This window comes from Candidatus Nitrosacidococcus sp. I8, from assembly GCF_945836005.1.
In the GTDB taxonomy this organism is placed as follows: domain Bacteria; phylum Pseudomonadota; class Gammaproteobacteria; order Nitrosococcales; family Nitrosococcaceae; genus Nitrosacidococcus.
In genome coordinates this window covers 42361-59267 of sequence record NZ_OX241534.1, presented here as the reverse complement: position 1 = coordinate 59267, position 16907 = coordinate 42361, and the positions used below count along the sequence as shown (strand labels likewise).

General features: G+C 36.0%; 16 protein-coding genes. 2 read left to right on the top strand and 14 right to left on the bottom strand.

The window, feature by feature from the left end; translation table 11 throughout:
* Positions 1-86 precede the first annotated feature (86 nt).
* Genes aroB through pilM form a run of 7 tightly spaced genes read right to left on the bottom strand, consistent with a single transcriptional unit; the run spans position 87 to position 6887 of the window.
* Complete coding sequence (aroB, locus tag OOL07_RS00325; RefSeq protein ID WP_264694044.1) at positions 87-1163, bottom strand: 3-dehydroquinate synthase; 1077 nt, start codon at positions 1161-1163, stop codon at positions 87-89.
* A gap of 6 nt (positions 1164-1169) precedes the next feature.
* Complete coding sequence (locus tag OOL07_RS00320; RefSeq protein ID WP_264694042.1) at positions 1170-1688, bottom strand: shikimate kinase; 519 nt, start codon at positions 1686-1688, stop codon at positions 1170-1172.
* Positions 1689-1708: 20 nt separating this feature from the next.
* Complete coding sequence (locus tag OOL07_RS00315; RefSeq protein WP_264694040.1) at positions 1709-3997, bottom strand: type IV pilus secretin PilQ; 2289 nt, start codon at positions 3995-3997, stop codon at positions 1709-1711.
* A 4-nt stretch (positions 3998-4001) separates the two neighbouring features.
* Entirely contained in the window at positions 4002-4562 is a 561-nt protein-coding gene (locus tag OOL07_RS00310) for a pilus assembly protein PilP (protein WP_264694038.1), read from the bottom strand.
* 3 nt (positions 4563-4565) lie between these two features.
* Positions 4566-5168, bottom strand: coding sequence for a type IV pilus inner membrane component PilO (locus OOL07_RS00305; protein WP_264694036.1), 603 nt, complete (start codon positions 5166-5168; stop codon positions 4566-4568).
* 31 nt (positions 5169-5199) lie between these two features.
* Positions 5200-5766: a PilN domain-containing protein gene (locus OOL07_RS00300; RefSeq protein WP_264694034.1), complete on the bottom strand. Its 567-nt coding sequence runs from the start codon at positions 5764-5766 to the stop codon at positions 5200-5202.
* Positions 5766-6887 (bottom strand): pilus assembly protein PilM, encoded by a 1122-nt coding sequence (gene pilM, locus OOL07_RS00295; protein ID WP_264694032.1) that lies wholly within the window; start codon positions 6885-6887, stop codon positions 5766-5768. The genes OOL07_RS00300 and pilM overlap by 1 nt, the downstream gene beginning before the upstream one ends.
* A 153-nt stretch (positions 6888-7040) precedes the next feature.
* Here pilM and OOL07_RS00290 point away from each other — a divergent pair, with 153 nt between their 5' ends.
* Both OOL07_RS00290 and OOL07_RS00285 read left to right on the top strand, forming a co-directional pair.
* Positions 7041-9467 carry a penicillin-binding protein 1A gene (locus OOL07_RS00290; protein WP_264694030.1) on the top strand — a complete coding sequence of 809 codons (2427 nt, stop codon included), beginning with the start codon at positions 7041-7043 and terminating at the stop codon, positions 9465-9467.
* A gap of 6 nt (positions 9468-9473) precedes the next feature.
* Positions 9474-10076 carry a hypothetical protein gene (locus tag OOL07_RS00285; RefSeq protein ID WP_264694028.1) on the top strand — a complete coding sequence of 201 codons (603 nt, stop codon included), beginning with the start codon at positions 9474-9476 and terminating at the stop codon, positions 10074-10076.
* Positions 10077-10082: 6 nt separating this feature from the next.
* Here the strand turns inward: OOL07_RS00285 and OOL07_RS00280 are convergent, their stop codons facing one another.
* From OOL07_RS00280 to ybeY, 7 genes are read right to left on the bottom strand one after another with little or no spacing between them, the layout of a single operon-like run.
* Entirely contained in the window at positions 10083-11318 is a 1236-nt protein-coding gene (locus tag OOL07_RS00280) for a malic enzyme-like NAD(P)-binding protein (protein ID WP_264694026.1), read from the bottom strand.
* 35 nt (positions 11319-11353) lie between these two features.
* Positions 11354-11557, bottom strand: a complete 204-nt coding sequence (gene rpmE, locus OOL07_RS00275; protein ID WP_264694024.1) for a 50S ribosomal protein L31 — start codon at positions 11555-11557, stop codon at positions 11354-11356.
* A gap of 37 nt (positions 11558-11594) precedes the next feature.
* Entirely contained in the window at positions 11595-13037 is a 1443-nt protein-coding gene (locus OOL07_RS00270; RefSeq protein ID WP_264694022.1) for a TrkH family potassium uptake protein, read from the bottom strand.
* A gap of 5 nt (positions 13038-13042) precedes the next feature.
* A complete protein-coding gene (lnt, locus tag OOL07_RS00265; RefSeq protein WP_264694019.1) occupies positions 13043-14536 on the bottom strand; it encodes an apolipoprotein N-acyltransferase in 1494 nt (497 codons plus the stop codon).
* A gap of 49 nt (positions 14537-14585) precedes the next feature.
* Positions 14586-15569: a bile acid:sodium symporter family protein gene (locus OOL07_RS00260; RefSeq protein WP_264694017.1), complete on the bottom strand. Its 984-nt coding sequence runs from the start codon at positions 15567-15569 to the stop codon at positions 14586-14588.
* Positions 15563-16432 carry a CorC family transporter gene (locus OOL07_RS00255; protein WP_264694015.1) on the bottom strand — a complete coding sequence of 290 codons (870 nt, stop codon included), beginning with the start codon at positions 16430-16432 and terminating at the stop codon, positions 15563-15565. The genes OOL07_RS00260 and OOL07_RS00255 overlap by 7 nt, the downstream gene beginning before the upstream one ends.
* Entirely contained in the window at positions 16429-16902 is a 474-nt protein-coding gene (ybeY, locus tag OOL07_RS00250; protein ID WP_264694013.1) for an rRNA maturation RNase YbeY, read from the bottom strand. Before ybeY ends, OOL07_RS00255 begins: the two co-directional genes overlap by 4 nt.
* Between the last annotated feature and the right edge of the window lie 5 nt (positions 16903-16907).

Genomic DNA, 16907 nt, shown 5'->3' with positions numbered 1-16907 from the left:
AATAACAGCACTACGTATTACTGCTTAATCTCATTGATAAATTGCTTAGTACTTAGCCTAAGGCATTTTGCCTATAGACTAAGTATCTATTGAAATTCTTGAATAATTTCTCCTAGTAAAGAATATGGGAAATCACTGGTCACTACTGCTTCTCCTAACTGTTTAAGTAATACTAACCGTAATTGACCATTAGCCACTTTTTTATCTACTGCCATTAGTTCTAAGAAGCGTTGGGTATTTATTTCTTGAGGGGGTTGTGTAGGAAGCCCTACTTGGGTAAGTAGGTGGGTAATTCGCTTAACATCATAGTCAGATAACCACTCTAAGCGACGAGATAGATTTGCTGCCATGATCATCCCTACGCCAACAGCTTCTCCATGAAGCCAATTACCATAGCCCATTCCTGTTTCTATAGCATGACCAAAAGTATGACCTAGATTTAAAGTTGCTCGAATTCCCGACTCTCTTTCGTCAGCTGCAACCACTTCTGCCTTATTTTGGCAAGAACGCTCGATAGCCTGTATCAGTATATTTTGATCCCGCTTTAATAGCCGATCCATATGCTTTTCAAGCCATAGAAAAAAATCAAGATCTCGAATTAACCCGTATTTAACAATTTCTGCAATACCTGCTTTAAATTGCCTTTCATCTAAGGTATTCAAAGTATCTATATCGGCTAAAACACATAGGGGCTGATAAAAAGCTCCAATCATATTTTTCCCTAAAGGGTGATTGACTCCTGTTTTTCCTCCTACCGAAGAATCTACTTGTGCAAGTAGTGTGGTAGGAATTTGAATAAAGGGAATGCCCCGTTGATAACACGCAGCGGCAAACCCTGCCATATCACCCACTACGCCACCACCTAAAGCAATTAGAGTAGTTTTCCTAGAAAATTTATCTTTAAGAAGCCTATCGAAGATTGGCGTGATTCCTTCTAAGGTTTTATATTGCTCTCCATCGGGTAGAGTAATTTCAGTGCAGCGATAATTGCTTAAATTATTGATCACTCTAGATAAATATAAAGGAGCAATTGTTTCATTTGTGACAATCACAACTTCAGATCCAGCAATATGACGATCCAATAGGGATTTTTGATAAAGTAAATTACTTCCAATATAAATTGGGTAACCACGATCTTGAATATCAATTGAGAGGGTTATCATGAGAGGTTATTCAATGGGTCTTAATCGATGAAGGATTTCGTCAGTAATTGCCTTAATTGTTTTTTTTTCAGTACAAATAGTTATATCCGAGATTTCTCGATAGAGCGGATCCCGTTTATGAAATAACTGGGTTAAATAATCTAATGGATTATCTTTTTGAAGTAACGGGCGATTTTTATCATAAGCAATACGGCGATATAAAAACTCTACTGGTGCATATAAATAAACTACTAAGCCTTGTGCTGCCAGCAACATTCTGCTTTTCTCATTAAGAATTGCTCCTCCTCCGGTGGCAAGTACAATATTGTTTAGTTTTACTAGCTCGGTAATTGTTTTATATTCTCGTAGCCTAAATCCTTCCTCTCCTTCTATATCAAAAATTGTAGGAATGCTCGCTTGTGTACTTTGTTCAATTTCATGATCGCTATCATAGAAAGTTTTTCCTAAAATTTTTGCTAAAGATTTTCCAATGGTTGTTTTTCCTACGCCCATTGGGCCAATAAAGAAAATATTCTGCTGGACCATTTTGGAGATAATTTTGCCAATTAGCTAAATTGAGCGGATTCTTCGATAATTTTAGGCGTTATGAAAATCAGTAATTCACTTTTTTGGGTACTATCTACAGTACCACGAAATAATGCACCAATGTAGGGTATACCTCCTAGAAAAGGTACTTTGTTTTTTTGTCTATTGCCCTGTTCTTCATATATTCCGCCCAGTACAATTGTTTGTCCATTTTCTACTTGTATTTGAGTCATAAGCTCTCGGGTATTAATACTTGGCACCCCACCAAAAATTGCACCTACAGCATCATTATTTACTTTTAAATCCATAATAATATGATCATCAGGAGTAATTTGGGGAATAGCCATTAAACTTAATACTGCCTCTTTAAATGAAATAGAAGTTGCTCCACTCGAAGCTGCTTGTTGATAAGGAATTTGAGTACCTTGCGTAATAATAGCCATTTTATTATTAGCAGTAACTACCCGTGGATTAGACAGAATCTTACCCCTTTGCTCTGTTTGTAACGCAGAGAGTTCTAATTCTAATAAAGTTCCTAAAGGAAGTTTGGTAAATGCAAGTGCCATTTGTGCTGCATTTACGCCTCCTGTTGAAGGAGGTGAGGGAAAATTAACATTTAAACGATTTGAAAGATCCCCCGCAGTACCACTCGTCATGATTGTATTTGTACCATCTAGAGACCCAGAGGTAGTGAAATTCTGAAATGCTCCATTTCCAGCACCAGATTGCTTGTTAAGCCCAAATCTGACCCCAAGTTCTTTACTAAATTGAGTACTTGCAATAACAATCCTAGATTCAATGAGTACTTGACGTACTGGGACATCTAATTTAGCGATAATTTTGTGGATTTGATCCAAACTATCTTGAGTATCCATAATAAATAGGGTATTAGTGCGACCATCTATAATAATTTTTCCTCTTTTAGAGATAAAAGAATTATTAGAATTACTACCACCACTGCCACCGCCCATCATACCGCCCATCATACCGCCACCCATACCGCCACCCATACCGCCACCCATACCGCCACCCATACCGCCACCCATACCGCCACCCATACCGCCACCCATACCGCCACCCATACCGCCACCCATACCGCCACCCATCATTGCCATCATGCCCATAGGTGAGTTGTCTATTGGGCTTATTCCTGTGGTAAGGAGACTAGCGAGAGAAGTTGCTTTAGTAAATTTAACTTTAATAAATTCAGCACGAAGTGGTGCAAGTTCCTCACTTTGTTTCTGGGATTTTAACTCCTGTTCTTGATTACTTACTAACTCTTCACTAGGAGCAATCAAGGTAATATCTCCCCTGTGGCGTTTTTCTAACCCCTTAGTTTTTAAAATAATGTCTAGGGCTTGATCCCAGGGTACTTTTTTTAATCTTAAAGTAACATTGCCTTGTACTGCATCGCTGGTAACTAAATTAAATTCAGAAAAATCCGCTAGTAACTGTAATACAGTTCTTGTCTCAATATCTTGGAAGTTTAGAGAAAGTTTCTCTCCCATATATTCATCATCATCTTCCTCTCCTCGTTTTTTACCCTGTTTTACTTCTATCACCAAAGTATTATCAGTTTGGTAGGAGAGATATTCGTGATCAGAATCTATTGGGATAATATGAATTCTTGCCCCCTTTTCTCTAGGGAAAATATCTATAAACTTAATTGGTGTTGCAAAATCTAATACATCTAAGCGTTGCTTAAACTTATCAGGTAGATGGGTATTAGAAAAATCGGCAATAATATCTCCGCCCTCTTCTTTAATATCAACAGATATATGGGGATCAGAAAGCAGTACAATAATACGCCCTTCTCCATGTTCGCCTCTACGAAAATCAATATTTTTGATTCGATATAGGTAATTATTAATTAATTTTGAATTCGGACGGGAATTGGCTTCAGTATCTTGTATTAATAGCTCAATAATATTTCCATTTTCTTTAATTTTGAAAGGTGCTGAATGGGTTAGATTTACGACTACCCTTGTGCGATTGGTATCTTCAGCCATAATAAGGTTATTAACAGCACCTAATCCAACGGACTTGGATTTAGCATCTAAAGCAATTTGTGTCTCTGAAAAATCTAATATAATCCTTGAGGGATCCTCTATGGTAAAAAATTGCGGATAGGAGGCAAACTCTGAAAATATAAATTGAATTTGGGTTTGATTTCCTGTTAAAGAGGCATATTTTATATCTTGTAATTGTGTTGTAGCTCGAGCACATATAGGCAGCAGGAATAATCCAATAGAGAGTAAGAAACAACGATTGATAGATAGCTTTTTAATATATCGATGGATTTTATTCATTTTTTTAATTTTCTATAGTACTTAGCTCAAGTTTTACTTCCCGTTCAAACCAACTTCCGTGCTCAAAGAAAGTCTCTAAAATTTCAATACTTCCATCGTCAATACGTCTTATTTTTCCGTAATCCTTCCCAATGTAATTGCCTGATTGAACTCGGTATAAATGACGATCTGGGGTAAGAACTAGTGCCCATATTTCCTCTCTTTGTTTTAAGATACCTACCATTTTAAGGGCACCTAAAGCATATTCCTCTAGGGCCTCTTTAGGACGATCCTGATCAGGGGCAACAATATTAGATGGGCTGATTTTTTCTTCTGCCATATCTAGAATCGGTACAAACGGATCACGAATCCGTACAAATTTATAAATGGATTTTTCGTAAGGTTTTGCCTCAGGTAAGGATTCTAATTTTGCAGCAGGACGGGACTTAATTGTTTGTGTATATTGTTGTAAATCTGCTATCCCTTGATTCTGATTATTGCATCCGAGCAATCCTAAGAAACTAACGGCAATAGTACAAATAGTAAGTAATTTGTTTTTCTTTTTATAACCCAATGAAGCATTCATCACTTATTTTTTCTTTTTATTTGAATCTGCCTCGTTCGCCTCTCTCTCTGTGTCATCAAGATAACGATAGGTTTTTGCTGTAGCGGTCATTACTAAAACATCTGTTTTTCCACGCTTAATTGAGAAATCATGGAAAGTGACAATACGAGGTAGGGCAGCTACCTTACTTATGAATTCTCCAAGTTGATGGTAATGACCAAGTACTTGAATTTGTATAGGTAACTCTGCGTAAAACCTTTCAATTTTTTCTTGCCCTGGTCTAAAAAATTCAAACTCTAACCCACTCGCTTTTCCTGCTTGTGAAATATCTGTGAGTAAATTACTAATTTCAGCTTTATCTGGGAGCTGGTGTAACATTTCATTAAAAGATGTTTCTAAATCCCCTATCCGTTCTTTGTAGCTAGATAATTTAGAGGCCTGTAATTGCCTAGTTTGAAAAGATGTTTTAAGTTGCTGCTCTTGATTTTCAAGATTTTTAAGCTGTTGTAGTTGATCTTGGGTAAAAAGAAAATATCCACCAGCAGCAACCAGTAGGCAAGCTAGTAGGATAAAGATAATTTTTGTAGTGATTGGCCAATTACCAATATCATTAAAATCTAGATCCATAGTGTTTAATCGCTATTTTTTTAATGAATCTTTATTTTTCTTTAAGAGTAGAACCTAGCCACTTCTCGGTAGTATCCAAAATGAATTGTTTACGAACAATATTCTGATCCTTTTCTATTTTTTCTACCCCTTTTAATTGAGTCTTTTCAAATAGGGAGGAATCATCTAAGTGGTGTATAAATGTAGAAATTCTGCTATCCGATTCGGATAATCCAATAAGTGTAATGGTATGATTTTTACGCTCCATACTTTCTAAATACATCCCATCTGGAATGGATTGCCCTACTTTGCTAAAAATTTGTACGATAAGTGGTCGGCTTACTTGTAGTTGCTGGATAATTTCCATATAGGTTAAAATTTTTTCTTTCTCTTTATCTAGTTTATTGACCTCTCCTACCACTTTAGTTGATTTGTTAATTTCCTCTTGTAAATAGTTATTTCTTTGATTTTGATAGCTAATTAGGTCATTGATATAGAAATTAATTAAAGTAATTACACCTACTATAAGTGCAGTACAAATACCTAGAGCAATATAAAAATTCTTCTCTCGCCGCTTTCTTTGAATAGCTCGCCAAGGCAGTAAATTAATTTGAGTCATCAGGGAAAATGTCTTAAGGCTAATCCGCAAGCGATAATTAATCTAGGAGCATCACTAAATAGTGATTTAGGATTAACTTCTGATCCTAGCATCATAGAACTAAAAGGATTAGCAATCGAGGTAGGTGTTTTAAGTGAAATTTCAGCTATTTCCCTTAACTTAGGGGCGGTGGCACAACCACCACATAATATAAGGTGGCTAATACTGTCATAATGGCTTGAGGAAATAAATATTTTTATAAGATTTTGTATCCTTTTTATAATTTCATTTTCAAAAGGAATAAGAATCTGATTAGTATAGCTCTCTGGTAGATTTCCTCTTTGTTTTGCCAAATCTGCATCACTATAGGATAAGTTGTAGTGATACTGTATATTTTGAGTAAGTTGATTACCTCCGAAGGCTTGCTCTTGAGTGTAGATGATTCTTCCGTTATGAAATACATTCATTATAATTAGTGTTGCACCTACATCTATGGTTGCAATCGTATTATTTGAATCCTGATTTGGAATGGCCTCTAGGATAAAAGGAAAGACTTTCTCCATAACATAGGTATCTACATCTATGACAGTAGGTATTAAGTGAGCGTTTTTTAATGCAGTAATTCGAGTATTAATATACTCACTACGGCAAGCGACAAGTAAGGTATCCATATAATCTGGATCTGATTCTGAAGTGCCTAGTACTTCGAAGTCGAAATTTATTTCTTCCCTCAAATAGGGAACATGCTGTTCTACCTCAGTTTCAATGTAAGCTTCTAATTCACTCCCTGAGAGATCAATAGGAATGGGTACTATTTTATTAAAAACATGTGAGCTAGGTATGGCAGTTGCTACTTTTTTAGTACGGGTCCCCAGCTGTTGAATGATATCTTTTAGTGCTTTGCTAAGTTTATTCACATCCTCTATGTTATTGTCAATGATGGTGTTTGGTGGTAGAGGCTCTATTGAATAGTGTTTAACATAAAGTCCACTACTGCCTTGAGCAAGCTCAATTAATTTAATTGCAGATGAACTAATATCTATTCCCAATAGAGGTGGAATTTTTTTAGGGAAAAACCCTGATATTTTATTTTTAAGGGAGGATAAGGTGTGTTTAGTAGAGTCTACTAATACATAAGGCATAGTATTGAGATCACTTGGTAAAGATAGAAGATGTATATTTTGTTAATATATTTTTAGTTTTAAGCTAAATTATAAAGCAGTTTAAAGATTTTTTAACTAAAAAATTCTCCATCTCATTATTTATATTAAATATAAAATTTATTTTTATTTTCTATGGCTGGACTACTTTTTATTTTTCGTTGGGTGTTTAACCTAACATTAGCAGCTACCCTATTTATTTTTTTTTCTGCAATCGGTATATACTTTTATCTTACTCCTCAGCTCCCACCCATAGACACCCTTAAAGATATTCAACTACAAGTTCCCTTAAGAATTTTTTCTAAAGAAAAAAAACTGATTGCTGAGTATGGGGACAAGCACCGTATTCCACTAACATTCGAGCAAATACCCCCCTTAATGGTAAAAGCCATACTAGCGGCAGAAGACGATCGATTCTATGAACATCCGGGGGTAGATTACCAAGGTATTCTGCGTGCTGCCTACTATTTACTTAAGACTGGAAGAAAAGCCCAAGGGGGCAGTACGATAACCATGCAAGTTGCTCGAAATTTTTTCCTAAGTAGAGAAAAAACTTATTTACGTAAATTGCAAGAAATTTTACTTGCACTTCAAATAGAGCAAAAATTGAGTAAAGATGAAATTATTGCCCTTTATTTAAATAAAATTTACTTAGGTAATCGAGCTTATGGCGTAGGGGCAGCTGCTCAAGTATATTATGGTACTACTATAGATCAACTCACTCTTCCTCAATTTGCTATGATTGCAGGGTTACCTAAAGCACCCTCTGGGTATAATCCTGTGGTAAACCCAACTCGTGCCCTACAAAGAAGAAATTACGTGCTACACCGTATGTATGAGGTAGGTTACATTACTGAAAATGACTATAAAAAATCAGCTAATGCTGTAGTAACTGCAAAATACCATAAGCACTCTATTGAAGTACAGGCACCATTTATTGCAGAAATGGTAAGGGTTGAATTGTCTAAGAAATATGGACCTGAGATTTATACCTCTGGGTACAATGTATATACCACTATTCAAGCGCAGCACCAGAAATCTGCAAATAGGGCATTATATGCGGCATTACTTTCTTATGATCAAAGACATGGCTATCGAGGCTCGAAATATCATATAGATATATCTGATTATTCCACAGATTTTTATAATCAAATATTAGATAAATACTATTCTATTGGGCGGTTACATCCTGGAATTGTACTTAAAGTAGGGATACAAAGTACTCAGGTTTACATAAAAGATAAGGGAGAACACACGATTTCTTGGAGTGGGTTATCCTGGGCACAACCTTATATTGATATAAACAGATTAGGTCAAAAACCGGCACAGACTGCAGATATTCTAAACCAAGGAGATATTATTTGGGTAGAATCTCAATCCGATAATACATGGAAACTTGCCCAAATACCAGAAGTAGAAGGAGCAGTAGTATCCGTATCTCCTACCGATGGAGCAATTACTGCTTTAAGTGGTGGATTTGATTTTAACCAAAGCAAATTTAACCGAGCCATACAATCAAAACGTCAGCCAGGATCAAGCTTTAAACCTTTTCTTTATTCTGCTGCTTTAGAGAAAGGATATACTGCTGCTAGTGTAATCAATGATTCACCTATTGTGATTGATGAACCTCAATTTGAAAAAGTATGGCGACCTAAAAATTACAATGGTCGATTTTTCGGACCAACTCGGCTTAGAGTTGCTCTTACTCACTCTAGGAACTTAGTTTCCATCCGGCTGCTACGAGATATTGGTATTGATTATGCTATTAGCTATATAGAGCGATTTGGATTTAGTTCAAAACAATTACCTAGAAGCCTATCTTTAGCACTAGGTAGTGGTGATACCTCTCCATTAGAAATGGCACGAGGTTTTGCAGTTTTTGCAAATGAGGGGTTTTTAGTTACCCCCTATTTTATTAACCAAATAGAAACTTCACGTGGAGAGGTGATATTCCAAGCTAATCCTCCACGAATTTGCCAAGTTTGTAAAGATCTAAGTATAGAAGGAAAGACTATCGACACTCAAATATTACCAATAGAGGAAATAGAAACTGCACCTATTGCCCCTAGAGTAATTACCCCGCAAAATGCCTATATCATAAACACAATGCTACAAGATGTAATTCGTATCGGTACTGGACAAGGCGCTAAAATACTAGGTAGGAGCGACATTGCCGGTAAAACTGGAACGACTAACAATCAGTATGATGCTTGGTTTGCTGGATTTAATCCAGATATTGTTGCTGTGTGCTGGGTTGGTTTTGATCAGCCTGAGTCTCTAGGAAATTTGGAGACTGGGGCACGGGTAGCCCTACCTATGTGGGTGGATTACATGAGTACAGTACTCAAAGATATACCTAGCCATAATTTTATAAAACCCTCTGATATAGTTACTATACGTATAGATCCTACGACTGGATTATTAGCTGGATCTAATTCAAAGGGGATTTTTGAAATTTTCAGTGCTGGACATGTGCCTACTGAACATGTAAATAATCGCCAGAAAAATAACCTTAATGATCCTGAACTAAAGGATTCGTCGGCAATAGATCAACTTTTTTAAAAGTTTATGCCATCTCAAAATCAGCGGATAAAATCATATATTGCACTCGAAGCCGCTCGACTTATGATAGAGCATGGTATTCAAAGTTATTATCATGCTAAAACCAAAGCTGCTGCAATGCTAAAGGTATACGATCATAGGAATTTACCAACAAATTTAGAAATTGCACAAGCTACTCAATCTTATTTAGGTATATTTAAGATTGAGACACAAGCTAAAATTTTACAAGAAAAATATCAGGCTGCACTGAAAGTTATGGGTTTTTTCTCTGCTTTCAATCCTAGATTGACGGGAGATATACTACAAGGGATAGTATCGGAGTACTCTGATATTTATATTCATGTTTTTGCAGATTCAGAAAATGATATAGCCTTACTTCTTACAGAGGCACGTATTTTATTTAAGTTAGAATCGAAAATATTCTCTTTTACCACAGGAGAGAATAAATCTTTTTCTGCATTTCAGATTACGATAGAAAATTTAATAATAAGACTAGTAGTATTCCCTATCTCAGGTGTTCGTCTCAGCCCACTTAGCCCAGTAGATAAGAAACCTATGAAGCGAGCTAAATATAAAGAAGTAGAAAGGTTATTTAAATCTTATTTGTAAAGTTAATTACAGATTTTTTTGTGCAACACCAGATTGAATAGCTGCTTGACTAATAGCTGAAGAAAGTACAGGCTTTAAGCGAGGGTCTATTATCTTAGGAAGAATATACTTGACTCCAAAAGCTAATTCTCGTTCTCCATAAGCATTTAATACTTCTTGAGGCACAGGGGTTTTGGTTAATTTTATAAGTGCTTGTACCGCAGCTATTTTCATTTCATTGTTAATACGTGTAGCTCTTACATCTAATGCCCCTCTAAACAGAAAAGGAAAAACCAAAGCATTGTTAACTTGATTAGGATAGTCACTACGACCGGTAGCTAAGATTAAATCTTTTCGAGTAGCATAGGCTAATTTTGGATCAATTTCCGGATTAGGGTTAGATAGGGCAAAAACAATAGGATTAGGAGCCATAGTTTTAAGCATCTGTGGCGTTAATAAATCAGCAGTAGCTACGCCAATAAAAACATCAGCTTCTGCAACTGCTTCTGCTAAAGTACGTGCAGATGTTTGAACGGCAAACTGATGGCTATAGGCATGCAAAGGGGAATCATCCTTGTGAATAATTCCTTGCCGATCTACTAATAAAATATTATTTTTTGAGGCACCTAATAAAACCAATAATTGTAGAATCGCAATTCCTGCTGCCCCGGCACCTACACAAGTAATTTTAGCCTGAGATAGAACTTTCCCTTGTAACTCTAAAGCGTTTTCTAACCCAGCTGCTACTGTAATTGCAGTGCCATGTTGATCGTCATGAATAACTGGAATATTAAGTTGTTTGATAAGTGCTTGCTCAATTTCAAAACAATGAGGAGATGCGATATCTTCTAAATTAATCCCTCCAAAAGTTGGGGCGATACGTATTACTGTCTCAATAAAATCTTTTGGACAATCTGCTTCTATTTCAATATCAATCGCATCTATCCCCGCAAACACTTTAAACAAAGCAGCTTTGCCCTCCATTACAGGTTTGCTTGCTAAAGGACCAATGTTTCCTAAACCAAGTACTGCACTGCCATTAGTAATTACCCCAACCAAATTACCTTTTGCAGTGTATTTATAAGCTTTGCTTGGATCAGCAGCAATTTCTTTAGCAGGAGCTGCAACACCGGGGCTATAAGCTAAACTTAAGGCTTTTTGTGTATCTAAAGGCTTAGTAATGCTTACAGCAATTTTTCCGGGCTGAGGATTGGCATGATATGCAAGCGCCTGAGATTCTATATCTAAATGTTCTGTAAGCATTCTTTAAATAAGCACGATGAGTAAAAAAATTTTGATTATTTATTCTCGTATCTTTGACGGAATTTATCTACACGTCCTGCAGTATCTACAAGTTTTTGAGTACCTGTATAGAAGGGATGGCAGGAAGAGCATACTTCTATGTGCAGTTCTCCTTCTTTAGTGGAACCAGTAGTAAACGTATTACCACAACTACAAGTTACTGCAACTTTATTATATTTTGGGTGAATATTTTTTTTCATACTTACTCCTTTATAAGATTCTAAAATTAAAAAATGGCTACTGTTTCCAAAATATGGGTGTCATAAGCACAATGATAGGAAAAATTTCTAAACGTCCCAATAGCATAGCGAAGCATAAAGTCCATTTAGAAATGGTATTAATACTCTCATAGTTATTAATTGCTTCTCCTAGCCCTACCCCTACATTGTTTAAGCAGGAAGTTACCGCAGAAAAAGCCGTTATCATATCTAATCCAGTAGCTAGCAATATTAAATACAATAAAATAAAGCAAACCATGTAAATAGCCATAAAACCACTTACACCCTCTATGATTTGATCTGGGATACTTTTATCCCCCATTTTAATTGAAATCGTAGCACTTTGGTAAATTAATCGCTTTATTTCTCGTGTTCCTTGCTTATAAAGCAATAGTGCTCGAATAACTTTCATTCCACCACCAGTGGAACCACCACAAGCACCAATATAAGCAACCATAAGTAATAAAACAGGAAAAAAACTAGGTAAATTTCCATATCCATCACCAGTACTAAACCCTGCAGTAGTACTAATAGAAACAGTATAAAAAATCCCATAGCGAAAAGCTGAATAGGGATCAGAGAAATCTTGATAAATCCATAAGTAGATAGATGCAAATAATGCTACAAATACAAGGATAAATAAATAGGCTCGGCATTCTTCATCTTTCCAATAATGCTTTATAGAATGGTTCTTAAGAGCAAAAAAATGGAGGGAAAAATTCATGCCTGCTAGAAATATAAAAAATACTGCAATTGCTTCAATTAAAGGACTATCAAAATAGCCAAAACTATCATCATGAGTTGAAGATCCGCCAATCGCAATCGTTGAAAAACTATGAGCCACTGCATCAAATAGACTCATTCCTGCAAGCCAGTATGCTGTTGCACAAGCAATCGTCAAACCTATATATATTAACCACAATGTTTTTGCCGTTTCAGCAATACGTGGGGTAAATTTGTCTGTTTTCATAGGGCCAGGAATTTCTGCCCGATAAAGCTGCATACCTCCAATCCCTAACATTGGTAAAATAGCAACTCCAAGTACAATTAATCCCATACCTCCTAACCACTGTAATTCTTGACGATAAAAAAGTAAGGATTTGGGTAATTCATCGAGACCACTAATGACAGTTGCACCTGTTGTGGTTAGTCCAGATACCGATTCAAAAACCGCATCAGTAAAAGATAGGTTTGGGTTTTCGGCTAAAAAAAATGGTAGAGATCCTGAAAGACTTAAGACCACCCAAAACATGACAACAATAATAAATCCATCTTTTCGTCTTAAATCTCTACGATACTTATGCCTTGGGAGCCAGAATAATAACCCCAACCCAACAATTAGACTAAAAGCAACTAAAAAAACTGATACTGCATCATCATGGTAAAGCCAAGATATTATTACAGGCGGAATTAATACTGTGCTAAATAAAATAAGAAATAGACCTAAAATTCGCAGCACCATAATAATTATTTAGCTACTCGGCGATTTTTAATAACGCTAAATACAAAGCTTATAAAGCAGAGTCCAATAATAGAATCATTACCCAAAAAAACATAAGGTGTTTTACCTTCCCTTGGCTGAATGCTTCCTGTTAAAGTGGTAGTAATAAATTGCTCTGTTGTTGCTATTAGCTGTCCCTTAGCGTTGATAATAGCTGAAATTCCATTAGTAGTAGCCCGTGCTAAATCTCGCCCGACTTCTAATGAGCGCATCTGAGCAATTTGTAAATGCTGATGAGGAGCTAAAGAATCCCCATACCAAGCATTGTTTGTTACGTTGATTAGAAATTTAGCTTCAGGTAATTTTTTAGTGATCTCTTCACCGAAAGCATCTTCATAGCAAATGGATGCCGCTATAGGATAGCCTGCAACTTGTAATAAAGGCTGTTGTTTTTCCCCTGAGCTAAAAGAAGATATGGGTAAGTTAAAAAAATCAATAATTCCCTGTAGATAAGAGACAAGAGGGATATATTCACCAAAGGGGACCAAGTGATACTTGTAGTAAAAAGATCTTTTAGTACCAAGATTCAGTAACCCATTATAATATTTTCCGCTTTCTTGATTATAAAAAGGTAACCCGATTAATAAATCTGTATGGTGAATTTTTGCTTCGGCCTCGAGATGAGCTAAATAACCTTGCTCAATCTGATGATATAGCACCGGTAATGCACCCTCTGGCCAAACAATAAGATCGCTATCCCAGTGCCGTTCTGTAAGCTGATGATATTTCTCAAGTGCTAATTTCACTTGATTAGCCTCCCATTTTATATCTTGAGGCGTATTTCCTTGAATTAAGGTAACTTGCATTTGATTACCTATAGGAATAGTCCATGGTATATAAGATAAAAAAAAGCTAAAAATCCACAGTGATCCTAGCCCTCCGATGGCAATAAAACGTGCAGAATTTTTCCAGCAATACGCAAGTATAATCAAGCCGGCACTCAATGTAACAGCTAAAGAAACTCCGTACACTCCTAAAATAGGAGCTAAATTGGAAAGAGGACTTTCAAGCTGGCTATAGCCTAGGCTTAGCCATGGAAACCCTGTGAAAATCCAACCTCGAATCCATTCAAGAATTACCCATAAAGCAGGCCAAACTAAGAGATATTTAATTTTGCTTTCATTAGGAAAGAGAAATGCGACTAGCCCTGTTAATACTGCAGGAAAAAGGCTAAGAAAGGCAATAAATAACCCAGTGATAGACAGAGCTAAAACAATACTAGTATGACCAAAATCATGAATAGCTATATAAATCCAAGAAACCCCTACGCCAAAGTAGCCTATACCAAATAACCATCCATACCATAGTGCTTGCTTAGCTAGTGCGTTACGGCAAATAGTAAACAAAAAAATAGGGCTAATAATTGCATTTATATAGATGTGATAGGGTGCAAAAGCAAGCGGAAGTATTCCTCCTGCAACGAGTGCTAGAATACTCTTTATGTTTCGTTGGATGGGCATAAATAAAAAATTACTAAGCTATAGAAAGGGTTTTCTATATAGTAGAAAGCTACTCAAAGCGAGCGGCATAATGCTCTGCGAGGGCATAACATATCATGAGCTGTATTTGATGAAAAATCATAATAGGTAACAAAATAGGACCAATTGCAATGGTGCTACTGCTCCCCCAAAACATTACTTGCGCTATAGGTACACCAGAGGCAAGGCTTTTTTTAGAGCCACAAAATACAATAGTAATTTCATCTTCTTTATTAAAATGAAAATAACGAGCCAACCAAGTTGTAGCAGTGAGCACTATAGCTAACAAAACGCTACAAATTACAGTGAGAATAAAAAGAGATTTCATAGGTATTTGGTGCCAAATTCCGTTTATAACCGACTCATTAAAAGCAGAATAAACGATCAACGGAATAGAAGTTTGGTCGACAAAATAGACTAACTTGGTATGGTTTTCTATAAAACTTCCTATTAAAGGACGCATTAAGTGCCCAATAAGGAATGGCAGCAATAACTTTTCACTAATCTCAATAATAGGTGTTAGTAATGGCTGACTCCCATTTGAATGAGTTTCTACCATTAAGCTAAATATAAGCGGGGTTAATACAATACCAATAATACTAGAGGCAGAAGCATTACAAATTGCAGCAGGTACATTACCTCGAGCAATAGAAGTAAATGCAATAGCAGATTGTACAGTACTAGGTAGCGTACATAAAAAAAGTACACCCACTGCAAGGCTAAAACCGATCAGTGGCTTTATAAAGGGAAGTGTAATAAAACCAATGAGAGGAAAAATACCAAAAGTAAAGATAAAAATAAGGCTATGTAATCGCCAATGAGTAATTCCTGCAATAATTGCACTACGGGATAACTTAGCCCCATGCATAAAAAATAATAATACAATTGCAAAGGTAGTTATTTGATCTAGAAGAATCGCACTACTGCCGTTAATAGGAAAAAGGGTAGCAAAAATTACAATCCCTATTAAAAGTAAAGTAAATCCGCTAAATAACAAACGGATCAGCTTTAGCATGAAAGAGACTCTTTTATATTTGGCACTAAACGTAGTTCTAACAGGTGGAGGCGACAATTATCTCCTCGTAATACTTTAAATTCAAAGTTACCAATAGTAACTTGATCTCCTTTTTTAGGCACATAACCTAATTCATTAAGTACTAAACCACCAACTGTATCTAAATCTTCATCATTGAAATTAGTTTTAAAGTAATGGTTAAAATTTTCAATTGAGGTAAGTGCCTTTACAAAATAACTATCATTTCCACAAGGAATAATATGATTTTTCTCCTCCGAAAAACCATGCTCATTTTCAATATCCCCTACAATTTGCTCTAATACATCCTCAATAGTCACTAGTCCTGCAGTGCCTCCATATTCATCTACTACTATCGCAATATGATTACGGCTAGCACGAAATTCTTTTAATAGAGTATTAAGGCGTTTATTTTCAGGAATAAATAAAGCTGGTCTAATGATATCTGCTATAGTAAAAGAAGAAAGCTTATTACTATGAAAGCGAGCTAGTATGTCTTTAGCCATCATGATTCCAACTATATCATCTCTATTTTTACCCATAACTGGAAATCGTGAATGAATAGATTGAGTAATTTTTTCAAAAATCCTCTCTGGTGAAGACCCCTCTTCTATCATTTCTATTTGGGTGCGGGGCACCATAATGTCACATACTTGTATTTCTTCCAGAGTAAGTGCACTTTTAATGATATTAAACACTTCAGGATCAACAAGATCACGTTCTGAAGCGTTATATAAAAGGTTGATAAATTGCTTTCGATCTTGTAGCATTCCCAGTAATACTTGCCCTAATCGTTCCCGCCAAGAGGGATGATCTAGAGCATGACTAGGTCGATCTTTATTCATAAATACTCACTATTAATTTCATAAGGATGGGGATACCCCAGCTGTTTTAGGATATCTATTTCTTTAGCTTCCATATATTGAGCTTCATTTTCATATTGATGATCAAATCCAAGTAAATGTAATACCCCATGGATCGTTAAATGAGCCCAGTGGGATTTTTCATCTTTATTTTGATCTAAGGCTTCACGAGCTACTACAGGAGCACAGATTATTAAATCTCCTAAAGGAATTTTATGAGAGGTTGTAGAATCATTACCAATAGGAAAAGATAAAATGTTTGTTGTTCCTTTTTTACCTCGATATCTCCAATTTAGATCCTCCATTTCTTGAGAATCTACAATACGTATTGTTATCTGCGTATCTTTCGGATAACCTACTAAGGTTGTGTTTACCCAAAGCTTAAAATCAGGTTTAGAAGGAAAATTTTTTGCGTTAGATATAGCGTATTGAACGTGAATTGTGACCTTCATAAGGC

Coding starts and splice junctions, on each gene's coding strand:
- OOL07_RS00280 (WP_264694026.1), bottom strand. CDS start 11,318: ATGCTTACAGAACATTTAGATATAGAATCTCAGGCGCTTGCATATCAT.
- OOL07_RS00255 (WP_264694015.1), bottom strand. CDS start 16,432: ATGAATAAAGATCGACCTAGTCATGCTCTAGATCATCCCTCTTGGCGG.
- OOL07_RS00285 (WP_264694028.1), top strand. CDS start 9,474: ATGCCATCTCAAAATCAGCGGATAAAATCATATATTGCACTCGAAGCC.
- OOL07_RS00260 (WP_264694017.1), bottom strand. CDS start 15,569: ATGCTAAAGCTGATCCGTTTGTTATTTAGCGGATTTACTTTACTTTTA.
- pilM (WP_264694032.1), bottom strand. CDS start 6,887: ATGCCTTATGTATTAGTAGACTCTACTAAACACACCTTATCCTCCCTT.
- OOL07_RS00300 (WP_264694034.1), bottom strand. CDS start 5,766: ATGACTCAAATTAATTTACTGCCTTGGCGAGCTATTCAAAGAAAGCGG.
- OOL07_RS00270 (WP_264694022.1), bottom strand. CDS start 13,037: ATGGTGCTGCGAATTTTAGGTCTATTTCTTATTTTATTTAGCACAGTA.
- OOL07_RS00315 (WP_264694040.1), bottom strand. CDS start 3,997: ATGAATAAAATCCATCGATATATTAAAAAGCTATCTATCAATCGTTGT.
- rpmE (WP_264694024.1), bottom strand. CDS start 11,557: ATGAAAAAAAATATTCACCCAAAATATAATAAAGTTGCAGTAACTTGT.
- aroB (WP_264694044.1), bottom strand. CDS start 1,163: ATGATAACCCTCTCAATTGATATTCAAGATCGTGGTTACCCAATTTAT.
- OOL07_RS00320 (WP_264694042.1), bottom strand. CDS start 1,688: ATGGTCCAGCAGAATATTTTCTTTATTGGCCCAATGGGCGTAGGAAAA.
- OOL07_RS00305 (WP_264694036.1), bottom strand. CDS start 5,168: ATGGATCTAGATTTTAATGATATTGGTAATTGGCCAATCACTACAAAA.
- OOL07_RS00310 (WP_264694038.1), bottom strand. CDS start 4,562: ATGAATGCTTCATTGGGTTATAAAAAGAAAAACAAATTACTTACTATT.
- lnt (WP_264694019.1), bottom strand. CDS start 14,536: ATGCCCATCCAACGAAACATAAAGAGTATTCTAGCACTCGTTGCAGGA.
- ybeY (WP_264694013.1), bottom strand. CDS start 16,902: ATGAAGGTCACAATTCACGTTCAATACGCTATATCTAACGCAAAAAAT.
- OOL07_RS00290 (WP_264694030.1), top strand. CDS start 7,041: ATGGCTGGACTACTTTTTATTTTTCGTTGGGTGTTTAACCTAACATTA.